Annotated in this window: 14 protein-coding genes and 1 pseudogene; 8 read left to right on the top strand and 7 right to left on the bottom strand. The window is 64.1% G+C overall.

The window, feature by feature from the left end:
• The first annotated feature begins 38 nt into the window (after positions 1-38).
• From D6Z24_RS15885 to D6Z24_RS15850, 8 genes and pseudogenes are all read left to right on the top strand, one after another.
• Positions 39-1,814 carry a transporter substrate-binding domain-containing protein gene (locus tag D6Z24_RS15885; protein WP_246014690.1) on the top strand — a complete coding sequence of 592 codons (1,776 nt, stop codon included), beginning with the start codon at positions 39-41 and terminating at the stop codon, positions 1,812-1,814.
• The gene (locus tag D6Z24_RS15880; RefSeq protein WP_129127587.1) at positions 1,811-3,223 is read left to right on the top strand and encodes a sigma-54-dependent transcriptional regulator; all 1,413 of its coding nucleotides are present in this window, start codon (positions 1,811-1,813) and stop codon (positions 3,221-3,223) included. Before D6Z24_RS15885 ends, D6Z24_RS15880 begins: the two co-directional genes overlap by 4 nt.
• A gap of 692 nt (positions 3,224-3,915) precedes the next feature.
• Positions 3,916-4,134, top strand: a pseudogene (locus D6Z24_RS22100) (glutaredoxin family protein); the annotation flags it as partial.
• Between the two features lie 687 nt (positions 4,135-4,821).
• Positions 4,822-6,462 carry an anaerobic C4-dicarboxylate transporter gene (locus D6Z24_RS15870; RefSeq protein ID WP_129127585.1) on the top strand — a complete coding sequence of 547 codons (1,641 nt, stop codon included), beginning with the start codon at positions 4,822-4,824 and terminating at the stop codon, positions 6,460-6,462.
• Positions 6,463-6,523: 61 nt separating this feature from the next.
• Entirely contained in the window at positions 6,524-9,484 is a 2,961-nt protein-coding gene (locus tag D6Z24_RS15865; RefSeq protein ID WP_129127584.1) for an NAD-glutamate dehydrogenase domain-containing protein, read from the top strand.
• A gap of 214 nt (positions 9,485-9,698) precedes the next feature.
• On the top strand, positions 9,699-12,230 hold the full coding sequence (locus D6Z24_RS15860; RefSeq protein ID WP_129127583.1) for a hybrid sensor histidine kinase/response regulator: 2,532 nt from the start codon (positions 9,699-9,701) through the stop codon (positions 12,228-12,230).
• A 37-nt stretch (positions 12,231-12,267) separates the two neighbouring features.
• On the top strand, positions 12,268-12,864 hold the full coding sequence (locus D6Z24_RS15855; RefSeq protein WP_129127582.1) for a chemotaxis protein CheD: 597 nt from the start codon (positions 12,268-12,270) through the stop codon (positions 12,862-12,864).
• 14 nt (positions 12,865-12,878) lie between these two features.
• Positions 12,879-13,349: an SRPBCC family protein gene (locus tag D6Z24_RS15850; protein WP_129127581.1), complete on the top strand. Its 471-nt coding sequence runs from the start codon at positions 12,879-12,881 to the stop codon at positions 13,347-13,349.
• Positions 13,350-13,714: 365 nt separating this feature from the next.
• Here the strand turns inward: D6Z24_RS15850 and D6Z24_RS15845 are convergent, their stop codons facing one another.
• From D6Z24_RS15845 to D6Z24_RS15815, 7 genes are all read right to left on the bottom strand, one after another.
• Positions 13,715-14,830: a transaldolase family protein gene (locus D6Z24_RS15845; protein WP_129127580.1), complete on the bottom strand. Its 1,116-nt coding sequence runs from the start codon at positions 14,828-14,830 to the stop codon at positions 13,715-13,717.
• Positions 14,831-14,879: 49 nt separating this feature from the next.
• On the bottom strand, positions 14,880-16,961 hold the full coding sequence (gene tkt / locus D6Z24_RS15840) for a transketolase (protein ID WP_129127579.1): 2,082 nt from the start codon (positions 16,959-16,961) through the stop codon (positions 14,880-14,882).
• A 236-nt stretch (positions 16,962-17,197) separates the two neighbouring features.
• Positions 17,198-18,193 carry an aldo/keto reductase gene (locus D6Z24_RS15835; RefSeq protein WP_129127578.1) on the bottom strand — a complete coding sequence of 332 codons (996 nt, stop codon included), beginning with the start codon at positions 18,191-18,193 and terminating at the stop codon, positions 17,198-17,200.
• 87 nt (positions 18,194-18,280) lie between these two features.
• Complete coding sequence (locus tag D6Z24_RS15830; RefSeq protein ID WP_129127577.1) at positions 18,281-18,484, bottom strand: hypothetical protein; 204 nt, start codon at positions 18,482-18,484, stop codon at positions 18,281-18,283.
• 121 nt (positions 18,485-18,605) lie between these two features.
• A complete protein-coding gene (locus tag D6Z24_RS15825) occupies positions 18,606-20,018 on the bottom strand; it encodes an OmpA family protein (RefSeq protein WP_129127576.1) in 1,413 nt (470 codons plus the stop codon).
• Between the two features lie 242 nt (positions 20,019-20,260).
• Positions 20,261-20,629, bottom strand: coding sequence for a rhodanese-like domain-containing protein (locus D6Z24_RS15820; RefSeq protein ID WP_129127575.1), 369 nt, complete (start codon positions 20,627-20,629; stop codon positions 20,261-20,263).
• Positions 20,630-20,638: 9 nt separating this feature from the next.
• Complete coding sequence (locus D6Z24_RS15815; protein WP_129127574.1) at positions 20,639-20,848, bottom strand: hypothetical protein; 210 nt, start codon at positions 20,846-20,848, stop codon at positions 20,639-20,641.
• Positions 20,849-20,975 lie beyond the last annotated feature (127 nt).

The raw sequence follows: 20,975 nt of genomic DNA, 5'->3' as shown, positions 1-20,975 counted from the left end.
CGCTTGCAAGCTGCCGGATTGACAGATAAGCTGCATCGATGATGACTATATCTGCCCGCTTCAGATTCATACTGGTCACCCTCTTGTGCCTTGTCGCCGCCTCGCTGACACTGTGCCTGCCAGGTGCCCGCGCCGCCGAAGGTACGGCGGAGGGGGGAGAGGGACCGACGCTCGTGGTGGTAGGCGGCGACCGGAGCTACCCCCCGTACGAGTTCCTGGACCGGGAGGACAGGCCTGCCGGGTACAACGTGGAACTCACCCGCGCGGTGGCCCGCGTCATGGGGCTCAAGGTCGACATCCGCCTGGGTGCGTGGTCGGAGCGGCGCAGGGACCTTATTGACGGCAACGTCGACATCCTGGAAGGGATGTCATTCTCGGACGAGCGTGCGCAGAGCATAGACTTCTCGCCGCCGCACACCATCGTGCACCACTCCATCTTCGCCCGCAAAGGGGGCAACCGCCATCTCACCCTGGCGGACTTGCGCGGCAAGGAAGTCCTCGTTTTGAACGACGGCATCATGCAGGAGTTCCTCGCGGCGAAAAAGGTGGGGGCGAAGATCGTCCCGGTCCCCACCCACGCCGACGTGCTGCGCTCGCTCGCCTCTGGAAAGCACGACTACGCGGTGATGGCGAAGCTACCCGGCCTCTACCTGATCCGGGAACTGGGGCTTACGAACCTCGAGGCGGTGGGCGACCCGGTATCGGCGCAGCAGTACTGTTTCGCGGTGAAGAAAGGGAACGCGGCGCTTCTGGCCCGCTTCAACGAGGGGCTCGCCATACTCAAGAAAACCGGCGAGTACCAGAGGATCTACAACAGGTGGCTCGGCGTCTTGGAACCGCCGGGGCTCACCTGGAGCGAGGTGTTCAAGTACGGCGCCATCGTCGTGCTGCCGCTCATCCTGCTCGTGGGGGGGACGGTGCTCTGGTCGCGCACGCTGCAGCGTGAGGTGGCCGCGCGCACCGCCGAGCTCACCCGCGAGGTCGAGGAGCGGCGCCACGCCGAGGAGGAGCTCAGAAACCGCCAGCAGCAGCTCGTGCAGGCGGACAAGATGGCGGCGCTCGGGATCCTGGTTTCCGGGGTCGCCCACGAGATCAACAACCCGAACGGCCTGATCCTTTTGAACCTCCCGGTGATGATGGAGGCGTTTCGGGACGCGGAGCCGATCCTCGAGGAGCATTTCGAGCGGCACGGCGATTTCGAGTTCGGCGGTCTACCCTACTCCCGGATGCGCGAGGTGCTGCCTAAGCTCATGGGGCAGATGCAGGATGGGTCGCGCCGGGTGAAGCTCATCGTGGAGGACCTCAAGGACTTCGCGAGACAGCAGGAGCCGGGCAAGACCGCGGAGCTCGACTTGAACGAGACGGTGCAGGCGGCCCTGCGTCTTCTGGGGAACCTGATCGATAAGAGCACGGAGAACTTCACCGTGTCGCTCGGCGACGGTATCCCGAAACTGCAGGGAAGCGCCCAGCGCATCGAGCAGGTGGTGGTGAACCTCCTGGTGAACGCCTGCCAGGCGCTTCCCTCCCCGGACCGCGGCATCGAGCTTGCCACCTGGTTCGACGCCGGTGAAAACTCGGTCATCCTCGAGGTGCGCGACCAGGGGACGGGGATCGCGCCGGAACACCTGCAGCACCTGACCGATCCGTTCTTCACCACGAAGCGTGAGAGCGGCGGGACCGGCCTCGGGCTTTCCGTATCGAGCGGCATCGCGAAGGAGCACGGCGGCGGGCTCGCCTTCACCTCAAAGCCCGGCACCGGGACCACGGCACGGCTCACCCTTCCCGTACCACAGCCAAAGGAGCAGCAGTCATGAGTGCGACCCTTTACCCGTCTTTCGGCATCCTCCTTGTGGACGACGAGCCGGACTGGCTCTACTCGATGAGCATCACGCTGGAGCGCGCCGGGCTGAACAACATCATCACCTGTCAGGACAGCCGCGAGGCGCTCTCGCTGATGGCGCGGCACGAGATCGGGCTCGTGCTCCTCGATCTCACCATGCCGCACCTCTCCGGCGAGGAGCTTTTGGAGCGGATCGCCGAGGAGCATCCCGAGGTGACCGTGATCATCGTGAGCGGGTTGAACCAGCTGGAGACCGCGGTGCAGTGCATGAGAAGCGGCGCCTTCGACTACTACGTGAAGACCTCCGAGGAGGGGCGCATCGTCAAGGGGGTGAAGCGGGCGGTGCGCGAGAAGGAGCTGCAGCTTGAGAACCGGGAGCTCAGAAACCGCTTCCTGTACGACAGGCTGGAGCACCCGGAGGCGTTCCGCGACATCGTGACCGGCGACAAGGGGATGCGCTCCATCTTCCAGTACATCGAGGCGGTGGCGGTGAGCTCGCAGCCGATCCTGGTTACCGGGGAGAGCGGCGTCGGCAAGGAACTGGTGGTGGCGGCCCTGCACCGTCTTTCCGGCCGTAAGGGGCAGTTCGTCGCGGTGAACGTGGCGGGGCTCGACGACGCCATGGTATCGGACACCCTCTTCGGGCACGTCAAGGGGGCCTACACCGGGGCCGCCGAGGCGAGAAGCGGCATGATCGAGCAGGCGGCGGATGGGACTCTTTTTCTGGACGAGATCGGCGACCTGAGCATGGGGTCCCAGGTGAAGCTCTTGAGGCTTTTGCAGGAAGGGGAATACTACCCGATCGGGAGCGACCGGCCGAGGCGCATGAGGGCCCGCGTTGTCGTGGCGACGCACCAGGACCTGGCGGAGCGCCAGGCGGCGGGTGCCTTCAGAAAGGACCTCTACTACCGGCTGCGTGCGCACCACCTGCACGTCCCGCCACTAAGAAAGAGAAAGGAGGATATCCCGCTCCTCTTGGATCACTTCATGGAGCTTGCCTGCGCCGAGTTCGGCAGGAAAAAGCCGACCCTCCCGAAGGAGCTGGCCGTGCTCCTCTCCACCTACGACTTCCCGGGAAACGTGCGCGAGTTGAAGGCGATGGTGTACGACGCGGTCAGCCTGCATCAAGGGGGCGTCCTCTCCATGGAGGCGTTCATCCGGGCCATAGGGGAGCGTCCGGCGCATGCCGCGGAGGAGTTGCACGCCGAGCCGTCGGAAAACCCGTTCTTCCACGTGGAGCGGCTTCCCGGCTTCACCGAGGCGATCGATCTCCTGGTCGCCGAGGCGGTGCGCCGGGCGGAGGGTAACCAGTCCATCGCGGCCAGGCTTTTAGGGGTCTCGCAGCCCACGCTCAGCAAGAGGCTCAAGCAGCGCAGGGAATGATTTTTAAATCGCGGAGGCACGCGAAGTGCAGTTTGCTACGAAGTTCTGCACGCCCCCTAACGTTCCCCCCTTTGCGAAGGTTCATCCGGGAATTCCGGGGAGCCAATGGTGTTACTTGTCTAGCAGAGAGCATGCCCTAACGTCCCCCCCTTTGCGAAGGGGGGACAGAGGGGATTTAGTCTCTTGGCCAGTATGTTCAGCACCTTTTGCGGGGGGCGTCACGCAAGCAGACGCCGGATGTCGATCGCCGCGGTGATTTCAGATCGTTCCTACGCTCCAGCGTGGGAACGGAAAGCCTCGGACGCTCCGGCGTCTGCTTAGGGGACGCTGGAGCGTCCCAAACGTGCGTTCCCACGGAGGACCGTAGGAACGATCTCAAATGTGTAACTCATGTCCCCGGTCTATACAAAGGGGGGAACGTCAGGTCACCTGCTACGGTTCGTGGGGAGCTGCATCCGCCTCCCGGATTCCCGGTAAGTAAAAATTATGCGGAGGAACCGATGACAAAACACCTAAATAGGAGCGCCCGGCTTTTCCGGCGATACTGGACAATGGCACTGGCGGCCGCCTTGGCGGTGTTTCTACTCGCGCCGTCGCTCGTCGGATGCGCAACGGCACCGGTGCCGGAAACGGGCGCCCGCTCCTACCCGTCCATCGTGATGTTCGTCGGCAGCGGCTGAAGCTACTGCGAAGAGGTGGAAAGTTATTTCACCACGAAAGGAATTCCCTTCACGGTACGCGACATCCGGAAAGACCCCAACGCCCGCAAGGATTGGCGCGAGCTCTACGGCGGCGAGATCGTCCCCACCATCGTCTTCGACGGCGGGAAAAAGGTCGTCGACGGCTGCGACATACGCGCCATTGAACGGGCGCTGCGCGAGCTGGCACCCGCCACACCACCTTCACGCTGAGACGGGCTTGTTGCCGGACATCCGGCGTCTACCTGCGCAGCGTGCGCGCTTACCAAGGCAAATCCCCCCTGTCCCCCCTTCGCAAAGGGGGGAACGTTAGGCCTCGCGCTTGGTTCTTAGTCACATCGTTCCTACGCTCCAGCGTGGGAACGCAAAGCCTCGGACGCTCCGGCGTCCGCTTAGGGACGCTGGAGCGTCCCTAACGTGCGTTCCCACGGAGGACCGTAGGAACGATCTCAACGGGGGACAGGCTCCCCCTTCGCAAAGGGGGGGGACGTTAGGGGCATGTTCTCTGCTACGACAAGTAACAATTGGCTCCCCTCGGAGTTTCCTAAAGAGCCTTCGCAAAAGGGGGGGCCTGGCGCCTACTGCTGCGCTTCGTGGGGAGATCCCCCCTGATGCCCCAAATTCCCGTGTGAACATCATCAAAAGGGGTATGCCCGCGGGCATACTATAGCGATGGTAATACTGTTCATTAACCACACGTAGTTTCGTCGGTTTTTCCCACGTGATGCTCACCCCTATTCCCGAAGGCATACCCCCCGGCGCGCAAGTCACGCCGCGTTCACCGCTAGAAAACGTTGCCAATACAAAGGCTTGCCTCAAAACACTCCCCTTGGCATCCCCGATGCTATGTCCAGGTCATGGACGCGTGGACGTCCGACCACCTCAGAGGGGAGAATCATCATGTTCTGGCTCGAATTCGCAGTGGTACTGGCAGCAATCTTCGTAGGGGCACGCCTTGGCGGCATCGGCCTGGGCGTTCTCGGCGGCCTCGGACTCGCAGTCCTCACCTTCGTGTTTCACCTGCAGCCTACCGCACCCCCCATCGACGTCATGCTGATGATCGCCGCGGTGGTCACCGCCGCCGGAGTCCTGCAGGCGGCCGGAGGGCTCGACTACCTCGTCGCCCTCGCCGAGCGCATCCTCAGGAACAACCCGGACCGCATCACCTTCCTGGGTCCGATGGTGACCTACTTCTTCACCCTCTTCGCCGGCACCGGCCACGTCGCCTATTCGGTGCTTCCGGTAATCGCCGAGGTGGCGCGCGAGACCGGGGTACGCCCGGAACGCCCGATGTCCATCTCGGTCATCGCCTCGCAGCAGGCCATCACCGCCAGCCCGATCGCCGCGGCGACCGTGGCACTTCTCGGCCTTCTCGGCGGGTCCGCCGCCAAGTTCGGCTTCAACGTCGAACTGATCGACATCCTGAAGGTCTGTATCCCCTCCACCTTGATCGGCGTCATCATCGCCGCTTTCATCTCCAACAAGCTCGGTAAGGAACTGGACCAGGATCCTGAATACCAGAAGCGCCTGCAGGAGGGGACCGTCCCCCCGCCGCGCGCCGCGCATGCCGACACCGCCAAGGTGAACGAGGCGATCAGGAACACCCCGGCAACCGCCAAGATCGCGGTCGCCCTCTTCCTCTTGGGCACCATCCTCGTGGTCCTTTTCGGCTCCTTCCCGCAGATGCGCCCGGAATGGAGCGTCGGTAGCGACACCCGCATCAGCCACATCGTGGTAAGAAGCGAATCCGAGGCGAAAGAGGTGCTCGCCCAGCTTAAATCCGGCGGGAGCTTCTCCGATATCGCCAAGCAGTGCTCCATCGACGCCACCGCGACCACCGGCGGCGACCTCGGCTGGCAGGCGAAGGGGAAAATGATCCCCGAATTCGAGAAAGCGTGCGCGAAACTGAAGAAACCGGGCGACCTGACCGAAGTGATAAAGACGCCCTTCGGCTACCATATCGTCAAGTTCGACGACAAGCGCCCCGCGCAGAACAAGGAAAAGATGGGGATGCCGCACGTGATCGAGATCGTCATGCTCTCCATCGCCGCACTCATGCTCCTTATCTGCAAGGTGAAGATCCACAAGGTCGCCGAGGGGAGCGTCTTCATCGCCGGGGTGCAGGCGGTCATCGCCATCTTCGGTATCGCCTGGATGGGCGACACCTTCTTCCAGGGGAACATGGACTTCCTGAGCGGCTCCATCAAGGAGATGGTAACCACAGCGCCGTGGCTCTTCGCCTTCGCCCTCTTCGTCCTCTCCATCCTGCTCTACAGCCAGGCGGCGACGGTGCGGGCACTCATGCCGCTAGGCATCAGCCTAGGCATCCCGGCGCCGTTTCTCATCGCCATGTTCCCTGCGGTGAACGGCTATTTCTTCATCCCGAACTACCCGACCGTGGTCGCCGCGATCAACTTCGACCGCACCGGCACCACGGGGATCGGACGCTACGTCCTGAACCACAGTTTCATGATTCCCGGGCTCGTCGCCACCTTCTCATCGATAGGCATCGGGTTCGTGCTGGCTAAGCTCATGTTCTAACGGCAATAGAAACCAAGGTCCTTATGCACCATCAACCTTTCTCAGAAGGGAGTTACGAGCAATGAAAGCAACCGCCGCAGAGCTTAAAAGACTGAGCACCCAGATCATGGAGAACCGTTCCTGGCTCATGGAGCAGTTCCCCCCTTACTTCTTCATCGCCATGAAGGACGAGCCGGAGGCGATGGCCCTTCTCGAACGCGAGATGGGAAGCCTCGCCCAAAACCGCCGTCTCGTGCTCGCCGACCGTGAAAAATGCCTGATCCAGGCGCTCCCCAACGTGCCGGGGTCCCTGTACGACACGCTGCGCCGCATCCCCGAGCGGGAGATCTCGTACGCCATGATCGGCCACTCGGAGAATCCGCTCCCGGGAAGCGACCGCACCCTCGAAATCCAGCGCTTCGAGTTCGACAGGAAAAGCAACAAGGAGATCCTGGAGGGGGGTAAAGAGGTTCCTGCCGCGATACGGTCCAAAGTGGCAAAGGCGCTGCGCAATAGCTACCCGGACTTCGCCATGGGCAACCTGGACCGCCTCCTGCGCATAATCTGGCTCAACAACGAGAACTACGTCCGCATGGCGTGGCCCGAGCGCCTGGCCCAGGTGCTGAACCTCTATCAGAAAGGGAATCAGGCCGGAGGTCTCTACCTGGACGTCGAGGAGATGGAGGGGGGGAAAGAGTCGCGCATCCACTTCGCCGTCGCCAACCCGCCGCAGCACGACTTCCTGCTCCAGGTGATGGAGGTGTTCAACCGCCTCGACCTCGGCGTTAACCGCGCCTACTGCCTCACCATCTCCAACGGCGTGCACCCGCTCTTCCTCGGGACCTTCTACGTGCGCCGCCGCGACGGCGAGATCCTCTCCCGCGGCAGCGAACTCTTCAGCGTCCTCAGAAACGAGCTCTACAACACCCAGATCCTCGCGACGAATTCCCTCGCCTACCGCGACTTCGTCACCAAGGGGACCTTCTCCGGCCGGCAGGGTTCCCTCGTGAACGCCTTCATCGCCTTCTGCCACACGAACCTCGCCCACAACCAGCCGGACCGTTTCGGCCTGGACGACGTGAAGAGCGCCTTCTTCTCGCACCCCGAGATCGCCCTGCAGTTGACCGAGCTCTTCTCGGTGCGCTTCGATCCCGCGGTCTCCGACCGTGAGCTGATATACCCGAGCGCCCTCGCCGAGACCGAGCGGGTCGTGGAGGAGTACAACACGGGCCACCGCTACCTGGACGAGGTGCGCCGCGCCATCTTCCGCTGCTGCCTCATCTTCATAAAGCACACCCTGAAGACGAACTTCTACGTACCGGAGAAACAGGCGCTTGCCTTCAGGCTCGACCCCGCTTACCTGACCGAGCTCGGCCGGGAGTTCACCTCGGATCTTCCCACCGCCCTCCCCTTCCGGGTCACCTTCTTCTTCAGCCGCTTCGGTTTCGGCTACCACATAGGCTTCTCCGACATCGCCCGCGGCGGCTGGCGCACCGTGATCGCTAGAAACGGCGACGATTTCATCACCAACGCGAACACCATCTTCCGCGAGAACTTCGTCCTCGCCCACACGCAGCACCTGAAGAACAAGGACATCTACGAGGGGGGATCCAAACTCGTGCTGATCCTCGAAGCGGGGGACCTGCAAAGAAGCGGGGAGCGCGACCTGGAGACGCTCAGGCTCTACAAGCTGCAGTACGGCGTGGCGAACGCCTTCCTCGACATCTTCGTGACCCAAAACGGCGTGGCGAAGCTCCCGGCGGTGGTGGACTACTACCGCGAGGACGAACCGATCGAACTCGGCCCGGACGAGAACATGCACGACTCCATGATCGAGAGCATCGCGCGGATCTCCAAAAACCGCGGCTACCTCCTGGGGATCGGCATCATGTCCAGCAAGACGGTCGGCATCAACCACAAGGAGTTCGGCGTCACCTCTACCGGCGTGGTCCGCTTCGCCGAGATCACCATGGCCGACCTCGGCATCGACATGGTGAACCACCCCTTCAGCGTGAAGTTCACCGGCGGCCCCAACGGCGACGTGGCGGGTAACGCCATGCGCATCATGCTGGACCGCTATCCCCGGATGCAGATCCGCCTCATCCTGGACGGCACCGCCGCCCTCTTCGATCCGAAAGGGGCGCGCCACGAGGAGCTCTCCCGCATCCTCCTGAAGGAAGACTTGGACGGCTTCAACCCGAAAGCGCTGCACGAGGGGGGCTTCATGCTCTTCAGAAGCGGCAGCCGCACCGAGGGGCTGAAGACCCTTTACCGCAAGGCGACCATGAAGGCGGACGGTCTATTCGAGGAATGGATCTCCATCGACGAGTTCTCCCGCCTCTTCGGGGAGCTTCCCTTCACCACCGAGGCCGACCTCTTCATCCCCGGAGGGGGGCGTCCCGAGACCATCGACGCCAACAACTGGGAACGCTTCTTCCTCTCCGACGGCACCCCCTCGGCACGCGCCATCGTGGAGGGGGCCAACTCCTTCATCACGCCCGAGGCCCGCATGCAGCTGCAGAAGAAGGGGGTCATCATCATGCGTGACGCCTCGGCCAACAAGTGCGGCGTCATCTCCTCCTCCTACGAGATCATCGCGAACCTGCTCATGAGCGATGCCGAGTTCCTGGCCGACAAGGAAGAGTACGTGGCAGGGGTGATCGCCATCCTCGAGAAGCGGGCGGCGGACGAGGCGCGCCTCATCCTGAAGCGCCATCGCGACAACCCGGTCCTGCCGTGCACCGAGATCTCCGACGCCATCAGCACCGAGATCAACGGCCACTACGCGCGCCTGTTCCGCTTCTTCCAGGGGCGCCCGGAGCTCCTCGGCCAGGCGCCGTTTCGCCGTGCGGTGCTCGCCCACCTGCCGGTGCTCATCGCCGACAACGCGCGCTACCGCCGCAGGATCGCCACGCTGCCGCAGAAGTACCTCTGCGCCATCTTAGCCGCCGAGCTCGGCTCCTCCATGGTGTACCGCGGCGACCAGGAAACCGAGTTCGAGGACATCCTGAGGCTGCACATCTCGAGAAACTTCCCCGCATAACCGCAGGCTCCTCCCCCCTCCCATCCCCGGGAGGGGGAGACCAACGGACGCAGCCCCCATGAACCCGCCGGTAACGGCGGGTTCTTCCGTTTGTGCAACCGTTTTTTGCTGTTATCATTAAGTCGCCCGAGGCTGCTCGACGGCGTCACATAACTCAACATTTCCGCCAAAATGCCGATGAGCGGTGCATCACCCTGTCCCGCCGGAGGAAGTTGTGCCGAAGACGAGTTACTCCCCCCCCCAGCAAGACCTTGCCGGCAAACGGTCGGTCGCACTACGCTACAGCATCGTGCTGTTCGCCATCTTCCTGTTCGTTTTCGCACTCATCGTCTGGTTCACCGAGGGAAATAACGAAAGGGCCAAGGAAAGCGACCTCGCCACCCGCACCAGGACCTTCAGCGGATCGCTTCAGATCACCCTGGATGGAAACAAGAGTTACCTCGAGATGCTCGCCTTCGAGCGGAGCGCTGGAAAGCTCGATGCCGGGCTCTTTCAGGAGAGGGTGAGCCGGTACGTGCAGGCCCATCCCGAGCTGATCAACGTCACCTGGGTCGACGCCGACTTCACCATCACCGACGTGGCACCGCTTGCCCCCAACCGTCAGATCGTCGGCCTGCAGCTGAACCTCCCGGAGCCCAAGCGGGCCTCCCACCTGGCCCGCGAGCAGCGCAAGGCGGTGTACACACGTCCTTTCGAGGCGATCCAGGGAAGACCGTCCTTCGAGATCTGGGTCCCGGTGTTCCGGGGCGATACTTTTCTCGGACTCTTCGGAGGGGTCTACTCCTGCGACAGGCTGCTGCAGCAGTTGATCTCGCAGACCCGTCCCCGCCTCTACCACCTGAGCCTCTCCGACATCAACGGCCGTATCCTCGCCACCTCTTCGCAGCGCGACACCACGGACCGTCACGCCATCAGGGAAGTGCCGATTACCGATGAGGCGAGCGGCGTCATGCTCCGGGTGCAGCGCTACCACAGCCGGGTCGACTGGCGCCTTAGCCTCCTCAAAGCCCTTTCCCTGGTCCTCGTGACCGGCATGGGGTACGCCCTTTGGCAGCTAAAGCAGGAGATCGACGAGCGCAGAAGGGCCGAGGAAGAGGTGAAGCAAAAGGCCGTGCAACTCGAGGAAGAGATCACCGAGCGGCAGGCGGCCCAGGAAAGCCTGCAGGAACAGGCCGCACAGCTCGAGGAGGAGATCTCTGAGCGCTGGCAGGCGGAGGAGGCGCTTAGGGAAAGCGAGGAACGGCTGCGGCTTCTGCTCGACTCGACCGGCGAGGCGATCTACGGCGTCGACCTCGAGGGAAGGTGCACCTTCTGCAACCGCGCCTGCGTCAGGATGCTCGGGTACCATGGGGCGCAGGAGCTTCTCGGCAGGAACATGCACGAGGTGATGCACCACAGCTACCCCGACGGCAGGAAGATGCCGCAGGCGGAGTGCAGGGCGCACCAAGCGATCCAGCAGGGAAAGGTGGGGCACGTCGAGGACGAGGTCTTCTGGCGCTCGGACGGCAGCAGCTTCCCGGCGGAATACTGGTGTTATCCGCAGGTGAAGGAGGGGAAGGTGGTGGGAGCAGTCGTCGCCTTCATCAACACCACGGAACGAAAGCACCTGGAGGAACAGTTCCGCCAATCCCAGAAGATGGAGTCGATCGGGCGTTTGGCCGGCGGGGTGGCGCACGACTTCAACAACATGTTGAGCGTCATCTCCGGCGCGGCCGAACTTTCGAAAAGAAAGCTGGAAGACGGTGAGCCGGTGGGGCAGTACCTGGAACTCATCATAAACGCGGCCCGCCGCTCGAGCGACATCACCCGGCAGCTCCTGGCTTTCTCGCGCAAGGAGGTGATATCGCCCAAGCCCGTGGACCTCAACCGGCAGATCCAGGAGGCGAACCGGATCCTTTTGAGGCTCATCGGCGAGGACGTGCAACTCTCCTTCCATCCCGCGCAGGGGCTCTGGTGCGTGCTCATTGACCCCTCGCAGGTGGACCAGGTCCTGATCAACCTCGCGGTGAACGCGCGCGACGCCATGCCGGAAGGAGGCAGCCTCAACATCGAGACCACCAACGTCAGGATGACCAGCCAGTACGCCTACCTGCACCCGGAGGCCCGCGCCGGGGAGTACGTCTGTCTCACCGTGAGCGACACCGGCTGCGGCATGGACAAGGCCACCGCGGCGCACATCTTCGAGCCCTTCTTCACCACGAAAGGGGCGGGCAAAGGGACCGGCCTCGGGCTCTCCACCGTGTACGGCATCGTGAGCCAAAACGGCGGCTTCATCAACGTCTACAGCGAACTTGGCGAGGGGGCGGTGTTCCGGATCTACCTGCCGCGCCTGCCGGAACAGGGGGAAAGCGCCGAAGTGGGCTCGGCGGACGAAGAGAAGTTGCAGGGCACGATCCTCCTCGTCGAGGACGAGGAGATGCTCTTGTGGCTCACCACGCGCCTTCTGGAGGAGATGGGACTCAAGGTGATCCAGGCGCAGACCCCGTTCCGGGCGATGGAGATCTGCCGGGACAGGCGATCGGAAATCGACATGATCCTGACCGACGTGGTGATGCCGGAGATGAACGGGCGGGAGATGGTGGCGCGCATCAAGGAGTTCGCGCCCGAGCTCCGCGTGCTGTACATGTCCGGCCACACCGCGGACACCGTGGTGCAGCGGGGCGTGATGGAGTCGGGGATGCACTACATACAGAAGCCGCTGGAGATGGAAAAGCTCCGGGAGAAGATCAGGCAGGTGCTGGCGTAGTTTGCCGCGCTGCAAACCCGCAGGAGACAGGTGCCCGATGAAAATCGAAAAGTACCAAAACGGAGAGCGGGTCACCATTTCGCCGGGAGAACTCTACGTAACCGGCGGTCCCTGCGTCATCTCCACGCTCCTGGGTTCCTGCATCGCGGCCTGCCTCTACGACCCGGTAAGGCGCATCATCGGGATGAACCACTTCATGCTGAGCAACCCGCGCTATTCGCGGGATCTCCCACTCAACATCACCGACGCGGGTCGCTACGGCATCCACGCCATGGACCTTTTGATCAACGCCATGATGGCGCAAGGGACGGACCGACGCCACGTGAAAGCCAAGATCTTCGGCGGGGCCACCATCATCAACCCGGAAAGCTCCCATGACAACTTCTTCTGCGTGGGGCAGGTCAACTGCCGCTTCATCATGCAATTTCTGGAGCAGGAGAGGATCCCGATTGACGCCATGGACATCGGCGGGGACTTCGGGCGGGTGATCCACTTCTCCAACGGCGACTTCGCGGTGCACCGCAGGAAGGTGGACTCTCGCCGCAGCGACAAGCTCGCCCAGCGCGACCGTTACTGCTGGCAAAAGGCGATCGAGCAGCAGCAGGCGGCACTCACCGAGATCGAACTCTGGTAGAAGGAAGGAACGTGATGAAGATGTACCGATTGAAGCAGGAACAGCTGCTGCCGATGCCCATCGAAAGGGCATGGGAGTTCTTCGTCCACCCGGCGAACCTGCCGCTCATAACGCCGCCGGACCTGGGTTTCAGGATCACCGGAGAGCTGCCGGACAAGATGCACGCGGGGATGATCGTCACCTACACGGTCACACCCTTTTTAGGCCTCACCGTCAACTGGGTGACCGAGATCACCCACATGCACGCGCCCCAATTCTTCGTGGACGAGCAGCGCTTCGGACCGTACCGGCTCTGGCACCACCAGCACATCTTCGAGGAGACGCCGCAGGGGACCCTGATGACCGACATCGTGGACTACGTGCTCCCCTTCGGGCTCCTGGGACGGCTCGCCGCACCGCTTGTTGCGCACCGGGTCCGGCAGATCTTCAACTACCGCCGCGTGGCGCTCGCCAAGGAGCTCGGGTTTCCCCAAAGTTCCGCTTGACGGGCGGAAGGAACCTGAGCTCTTTGCGCCCCCTCCTCGGCAAGTCATCCCTCCTGCTGCCGGCTCCCTTCGGCGCATCCGGCGCCGCACGGCTCCCTGCACATTTTTTAGGCAAAAAGGTAAAAAACTGCGATCTACGGCAGGATATCGGGACGATCCGGAAACTTATCCACAGTTTTTTCCACCAAACTGTGCATTGCCAAGCCGCGTCCACCTTGATTCCGGCAGGATCGCGGGAAACTTATTCACTTTTCAAGCTTTTTTCGGGCCGGCGACACAATATTGACAAAAGTTAATTTGCATGCACCAATTCCGCACACTGAAAGAGGCTGCGCATTGCGGCCGATGCGCCGTCCTCCTCATCCCTACAAGGCCGCCCGCCGCTTGAGTTCTATGTTGCGCAGGAGGCTGTCGTAGTGGCGGGTCAGACGTTCAACCCCTTCGTCCTCCAGTTCCTGGGCCAGGTGGTGCAGGTTCACCCCCAGGGTGCAGAGGTTCTCCAGGAGGACAAGGGACTCCTGCACGCCGTCGTCGAGGCGGCAGACGGAGGCGCCTCGCTCCCGGTACGCGGCCAGCATCCCAGGCGCCATGAGCTGCACCGTGTCCGTACCGATGAGCGCCTCGGGATAGGTGAGGTCGAGGTCGCCGGCGCCGGAACTCGCCCAGACGAGCCTCTGAGCCCGACCGCCGCGCGCCGCGAGAACGCGATAGCGGTCGTTGCCGTGGATCTCCCGGTTCACGCAGCGCAGGGCCTTCGCGAAGGCGATGGCGGCCTTCCCCTTCAGCACCTCCGCAAGGGACCTCTCCGCGTTCTCCCCCCGGGCCAGGCTTGAGAGCAGCGGTTCGAGCAGGCGGTCGATCTGCATGAGCGGCAGTTCCACCACCGAGGTCACCCGCTCCAGCGGCAGCCCCCGCGCGGCCCGCAGGGAGAGGCCGTCCAAGTAGGCGTCGGCCGCGGCACGGTAACGGGGAACGCTGAAGACGAGGGTCACGCAGACGCTGATCCCCTCACGCACCAGCTCGCGCAGGGCGGCCACCCCTTCGAGGGTGCCGGGGATCCTGATGTAGAGGTTGGGTGAGTCGGCCATGTCCCAGAGGCGCCGCGCCTCGGCCACCGTTTTGCCGGCATCGCGCGCCAGGCGTGGGGAGATATCCAGGGTTGCGAACCCGTCGCGCCCATCGGAGAGTTCGTAGACCGGACGCATCAGGTCGGCGGCAAGGCGGGCGTCCTCGGCGAGCAGGGTCGCACAGATCTGGGGGGCGCCATCCCCGCGACGGGAAAGAAACGCGATCGAGGCGTCGTAGTCGCTCCCGGCGGCTACGAGCCGCTCCAGCGACGCAACGGTGGAGGCAAGCCCGCTCACGCCGTCCTCCTGGACCAGCGCAGCGAGCTCGCCGGAGAGGAGCATGCTGCGGCCGATGCCGTCAAGCCACACGCTCTGGCCGCAGCCGCGCAGCCTCGTGATCGGCGTATCTCTCATGATCACTCCTTACCGGCAGGGAGCATGAGGCGCCTTCAGCACCCTCCGATCACTCCCCCCTTCCGATCAGCTGCAGGGCGAGCCTGCAGACGTTGTCCACGGTGAAGCCGTATTCGGAGAGGACCACCTCGCCCGGGGCGGAGGCCCCGAACCCCTCAACCCCCAGCACCGCACCGGCGCTCCCCACGTACCTGTGCCACCCAAGCGGGCTTCCCGCCTCGACGGCGAGCCTCGCCGGGACCTCCGGGGGGAGCACCGACTCACGGTACTCCCGGGGCTGCTCGTCGAAGAGCTCCCAGCAGGGCATCGACACCACGCGCGTCGCGATCCCCTCTTCCTGGAGCCGGTCGCGCGCCCGCAGCGCGAGGGAGACCTCTGAGCCGGTGGCGATGAGGATGAGCCGCGGCGTGCCGCCGTCACCCTCGGCCAGGACGTAGCCTCCGCGCAGCACGCCTTCGGCTGCGCCGCAGGTCGCACGGTCCAGGGTGGGGACCGCCTGGCGCGACAGGACGAGCGCCACCGGCCGGTTCCTCGTCTCGAGCGCGGCCCTCCAGGCAAATGCGGTCTCGTTGGCGTCGCAGGGGCGCAGCACCAAAAGGCGCGGAATTCCCCTGAGCGAGGCGACATGCTCCACCGGCTGATGGGTCGGCCCGTCCTCGCCCACCGCGATCGAGTCGTGGGTGAAGACGTGGATCACCTTGAGATCGGACAGGGCGGCCAGACGCAGCGAGGGGCGCAGGTAGTCCGAGAAGGTGAGGAAGGTGGCGCCGAAGGGGATGATCCCTCCGTGGGCGGCAAGGCCGTTCGCGACCGCGGCCATGCCGTGTTCCCGCACGCCGAAGTGGACGTTGGCGCCCTCCCTGCCCCACGTCCCCCCGACGGCACCCTGCCGGTCTTCCGGCTGCCACGCCTCGCTCTGAAAGTCCCCCTTGCCGGCAAGTGCGGTCACCGTGGATGGGTTTAGATCGGCGGAGCCGCCGAAAAGCTGCGGCAGGCGGGAAGCGAGCGCGTTCAGGACCTTGCCCGATGCGGCGCGCGTCGCCATCCCCTTCGCGTCCGCGGGAAACTGCGGGAGCACCTCCTCCCACCCGGCGGGGAGCTCCCCGGAGAGGGCAAGGGCCAATTCCGCCGCCTCTTCCGGGTACAGCGCCGCGTACCTCTCACGCTGTTCCTCCCACGCGCTCTGGCGCGCGCCCCCCTGCTTCACCGCCTCCCTGAAGCGCACGAGCGCCGGTTCCGGGACGAGGAAGGACGGCTCGACCGGCCAGGAAAGCCTCCTTTTAGCGGCCGACACCTCTTCCGCGCCGAGCGGCGCGCCGTGGGCCTCGAAGCTTCCCTCTTTTGCCGGAGAGCCGAAACCGATGCGGGTGCGCACCATGACGAGCGACGGGCGCTCTTCTTCCGCCCGCGCCGCCTCGAGCGCCTCCCCGAGTGCCGCCAGGTCGTTGCCGTCCTCCACCTCCAGGACCTGCCATCCGAAAGAGCGGAACCTCCCGGCACGGTCCTCGGAAAAGCTGAGCGAGGTGGAGGCGGCGAGCGTGATGCGGTTGTCGTCGTAGAGACAGATCAGTTTCCCGAGGCGCAGGTGCCCGGCAAGCGACGCCGCCTCCGAGACCACCCCCTCCATGAGGTCGCCGTCCCCGGCGATGACGTAGGTGTGATGGTCTACGATGTTGAAACCGGGACGGTTGAAACGCGCCGCCAGGTGCGCCTCGGCCATCGCCATGCCGACCGCGTTGCCGAAACCCTGCCCCAGGGGGCCGGTCGTCACCTCCACCCCCGGCGTCACGCCGCGCTCGGGATGGCCGGGGGTGCGGCTTCCCCACTGGCGGAAGCGCTGCAACTCCTCCATCGGGAGGTCGTAGCCGGTGAGATGCAGGAGCGCGTAGAGGAGCATGGAGCCGTGCCCCGCGGAGAGGACGAAGCGGTCCCGGTCGAACCATCCCGGATCGCGCGGGTTGTGCTTCAAGAACCTGCTCCAGAGCAGGTACGCCATGGAGGCGGCCCCCATGGGCATCCCGGGATGGCCGCTGTTTGCCTTTTGCACGGCGTCTACCGCCAGAAAGCGCAGCGTGTTGATGCAGAGTTCGTCGGTCTCGGTGGCGGGTGCGGCAAGGGGATGCTTGCTCATGGCGCTGCTCCTTTAGCCTTACGGTCTCGGAGCATCGGCCGGTTCCATTCCCGCACCCGGCGGGCCGCTTTGGACGGCCCGGAAACTGTCGGCAGGAAAAGACGGTCGGCTCCTGCCATGAATATAGCAAGTCATTGAGCAAAGTTAAACCTTGTCGCTCGCGCTCTATGACAACGAGTCATGCAACAGATACTGTAATGGTTGTGTCTGTGACTGATAAGGCCGGAGACGGCGGCCTAGTCGGAGTCGTCGGCGAAGCGAAGGGCATCGTCGTCGCAGCGCTCGCCGGCGATATGGAAGCAGGCGACGGACCGGTCCAGGGCGCACCAGACCTCTTCGGCGAACCGGAGCCCGACCGCCTGCGTGTTCTCCTCGAGATAGCGCAGATGCTTGGTCCCGGGAATCGGAACGATGTCGCCGCCGCGCCTGAGGATCCAGGCGAGGGCGACCTGGGCGGGGGTCGCGTCGTGGTTGCGGGCGATTTCGTCCACCATGGAGACGAGCGTGAAGTTGTGGGTCAGGTTTTCGGCGAAGAAGCGCGGGTTTTTGCGGCGCCCGTCGCACGGCTCCAGGTCGTCCGGCGTCCTGATCTTGCCGGCAAGAAAACCGCGTCCCATCGGGCTGTAGGCGACCATGCCGATCCCCAGTTCGCGCAGTACCGGCATCAGCTTTTCCTCAACCCCGCGCTCCCAAAGCGAATATTCGGCCTGGACCGCGGTGAGCGGGTGCACGGCATGGGCGCGGCGCACCATGCGCGGGCCCGCCCCCGAGAGCCCTATGTAGCGCACCTTTCCCTCCTCGACCAGCCGGGAAAGCGCCCCCACCGTCTCCTCCACCGGGACGGCCGGGTCGAGGCGGTGCTGGTAGTACAGGTCGATGTAGTCGGTCCCGAGCCGCTTAAGCGACCCCTCTACCGAGCGGCGCACCTGGGCCGGGCTGCTGTCCAGACCGATCAGTTCGCCGTGCGGCCCGAAGCGCCAGGCGAACTTGGTCGCGATGACGAGCCTCTGGCGCGGCACCTCCTTCAGGAGCAGCCCAAGGAGCTGTTCGTTGCTGAACGGGCCGTAGTTCTCTGAGGTGTCCCAGAAGGTAACCCCCAGTTCCACGGCGCGGCGCAACACCCGGATCGATTCGGCATCGTCCCGATGCCCGTAGCCGCAGGTCATCCCCATGCAGCCAAGCCCCATGGCGGAGACCTCCAACCCGCGTTGTCCCAGTTTCCGCTTGTGCATATCCACCTCCCCCGCTTGCGCCCCGGCCGGCTCACGCCTCGGCGCCTTGCGGGCTGCCGCGGCGCCCTTCACCGGGCGGGAACGCCTTCAGTCTTTGTATCGTTTTCCCAGTACCATCCTCGCCAGCGGAATGGTGCTGGCGGCACCGGCAAGAAAAAGCGTCCAGCCGGCAAGCCTGCGCCGGCGCCCGCTCAGCCGGTCGGCCAGCAGCAGCCCCAGGCCGCTCCCCAGCAACACACGGGTAGCCGCGATCAGGGAGACCTGCGGCAGGGTAACCACGGTCTTATTCATCTCTTTCTCCTGGGATCAACAAAAATAGCCCATGCGTGATGGGCTATTTCTGCGGCGGTTGACAGGCTGCCGAAGGCCAGGGTGCTTGAGGTGAGCGGGGGTCCCTGGCCGTTGTCCATGGCTATTTCTGAATCACGCAGTCGATGATGGCGTTGATCCTGCGGTTTTGCGCACGCCCTTCCGCGGTCTTGTTGTAGGCGATGGGGCGGGTGGCGCCGTAACCCTTGGCGGAGAGCCTGGAGCGCTCGATGCCGAAGTTCTTCACCAGGTAGTCGACCACGTTCTGGGCACGCTGCTGCGAGAGCTTCATGTTCTGTTCGGGGGTGCCGGTGCTGTCGGTATGCCCCTCGATGACCGCGGTGGTCGTGGTGTAACGCTTCATGTAGTCGGCCACCTTGGCGATCTCGTCGCGGTACTGCGGCTTCACATCCGCCTTGCCGGTGTCGAAATCAAGCACGAGCGACATGCAAAGGCGCTGCGGCGGGGGGATCTGCTGCACGTCGAAGGCGCAGTCGATGATCGCCTCGATGCGGCGGTTCTTCTGTTTCCCTTCCTCGGTCGCGTTGTCGGCGATGGGACGGGTGAAGCCGTACCCCTTGGCGGAGAGGCGCGAACGGTCGATGCCGTACTGTTCCACCAGGTAGTTCACCACCGCCTCGGCGCGGCGCTGGGAGAGGTCCATGTTGTGGTTGTAGGAGCCGACGTTGTCGGTGTGCCCCTCGATGACGGCGGTGGTGGTCGGGTACTTCTTCATGAAGTTGCCGACCTGGGCGATCTGGTTACGCAGATCGTCGCGGATGATCGCCTTGTCGATGTCGAACTCGCCCTGGAGCGTGATGCAGTACTTGTAATGCCCCGGGGTGGGCTCGGTTGCGGCGGCCGGTGCGGGTTGCGGTTCAGGCTCGGCGGCAGCCTTCTGCTCGGCGGGAGGAGGGCCGCCCGGTGCGGCGGTCGCCCTGGCAGGGGCCATGACAGCCTTTCTCCCACCCATCACGAAGGTGAGGCCCAGGCTGTATTCCCAGTTGTTGGCGATGTTGTCGTCGAGGTCCTTGTTCTGGAAGTCGAGGATGTGGCGGGCGTCCAGCCTCAGGGCCACGTTGTCGCCCATGAAGAACTTGAGACCGCCGCCGCCGTTGAAGGTGCCGTCATGCGAGTTGGGGCCTTTGAGCCTGATGGTGGTCCCGCCGCCGCCTACTGCGAGGTAGGGAACGAACGCGGTCCGCGGCATGAAGTTCCAGAGCAGGTCGAGGTGGTAGGAATAGATCCCGAAGTGCCGGTCGACGCTGGCGTACTGCCCCTTCATGTAGCTCCCGACGAGCTCGGTGCTGAAGTGATCGGTCCAGTCGTAGCCCAATCGCAGACCGCCCATGAGGCGGTGCTCCTTCAGCCAGGACTGGTCGTCGTCGTCAAAGACGTACCCGCCGACGTACGGGGAGATGCTGAACGCCCCCGCCCGTTCCCCTGCCTGCGCCGTACCGGCAAACGCCATCACGGCCAGGACCATCATGCAGATAAAGCTGGTGATTTTTTTCATCGCAGCCTCCTTGTTGAGGAGCACCCGCTGGTACGGGCCTCCTGCAAATTTGTTAGGGCCCGCCTGCGGCGAGCGCCCCTAGCCCGGCCCCTCGCCGGCGTGGAATGATCGTTGCCCGATGTTGCACCCGGCGCCCCGGGAGCGCCGGAAAAATTAACGGATACCAATATAGCGTCCTTCGCCATCCTGTCAACTCCCGCAAGGCTTTAGGAGCTACCCGGCGGGGAGAGCGCCGGTAACGGCTACAGCCCACGGTTGCGGGTCATCTCCCGAGCGGCGCGACGCTCCTCCGCGGGAAGCCCGGCCTTAAGGTACTCCAGCACCCCGCCGGTGAGGGCGCGCGCCTCTATCCCCGCCTCCTTCAGCCGCAAGGCAAGCTCAAGGGCGGGCTCGTCCCCCGGGACCGTGGCGCAGATGACGACGAGCCGGTCGCGCGGCAGCTCTGGAAGGTGGCGCAGCACGTCGTCGACATTTGCCACGAGCGCGCCGCGCACCTTGTGCACCGAAAGGTCGACGTCACCCGGGTGATGCAACTCGATAAAAAAGAGCGGCTCTCCTTCCTTGATCCGCTCCCAAAGCCAGTCCACCGACACGGCAAGTTCCCTTTGCATGGCGTCCTCCTAGTTGTCCTCTCCTTCGTCCCCCGCCTTCTGGTCCACGTGCTTCGGCGGGACCTGCCGCCTCAGCGTGAGGTAGACGAAGAGGGCGATGGCCAGGATGATGAAGAGGGTGACGCTGATGGCGAAGGTTCCGAAGGAATGCTGTTTCACCACCGTGACCGGCGCGTTCGCCGGGGCCTGGGTCTGCGTCTGCAGTTGCGCGCTAGCCATAACCTCCTCCTTTGACACCGTTTTTTCGCCACTCGCCCGCGGCGCCCCGCAGGCACCACACAAAAATAACTTAGCAACTTTTAATGTCAATGAACCAATTTTTCTTTTTTTGATGGGATCGGGCGGT

This window comes from Geomonas oryzae, assembly GCF_004117875.1.
GTDB classification, from domain to species: domain Bacteria; phylum Desulfobacterota; class Desulfuromonadia; order Geobacterales; family Geobacteraceae; genus Geomonas; species Geomonas oryzae.
The sequence above is the reverse complement of the archived record's forward strand: the minus strand, read 5'-3'. Positions and strand labels throughout refer to the sequence as shown.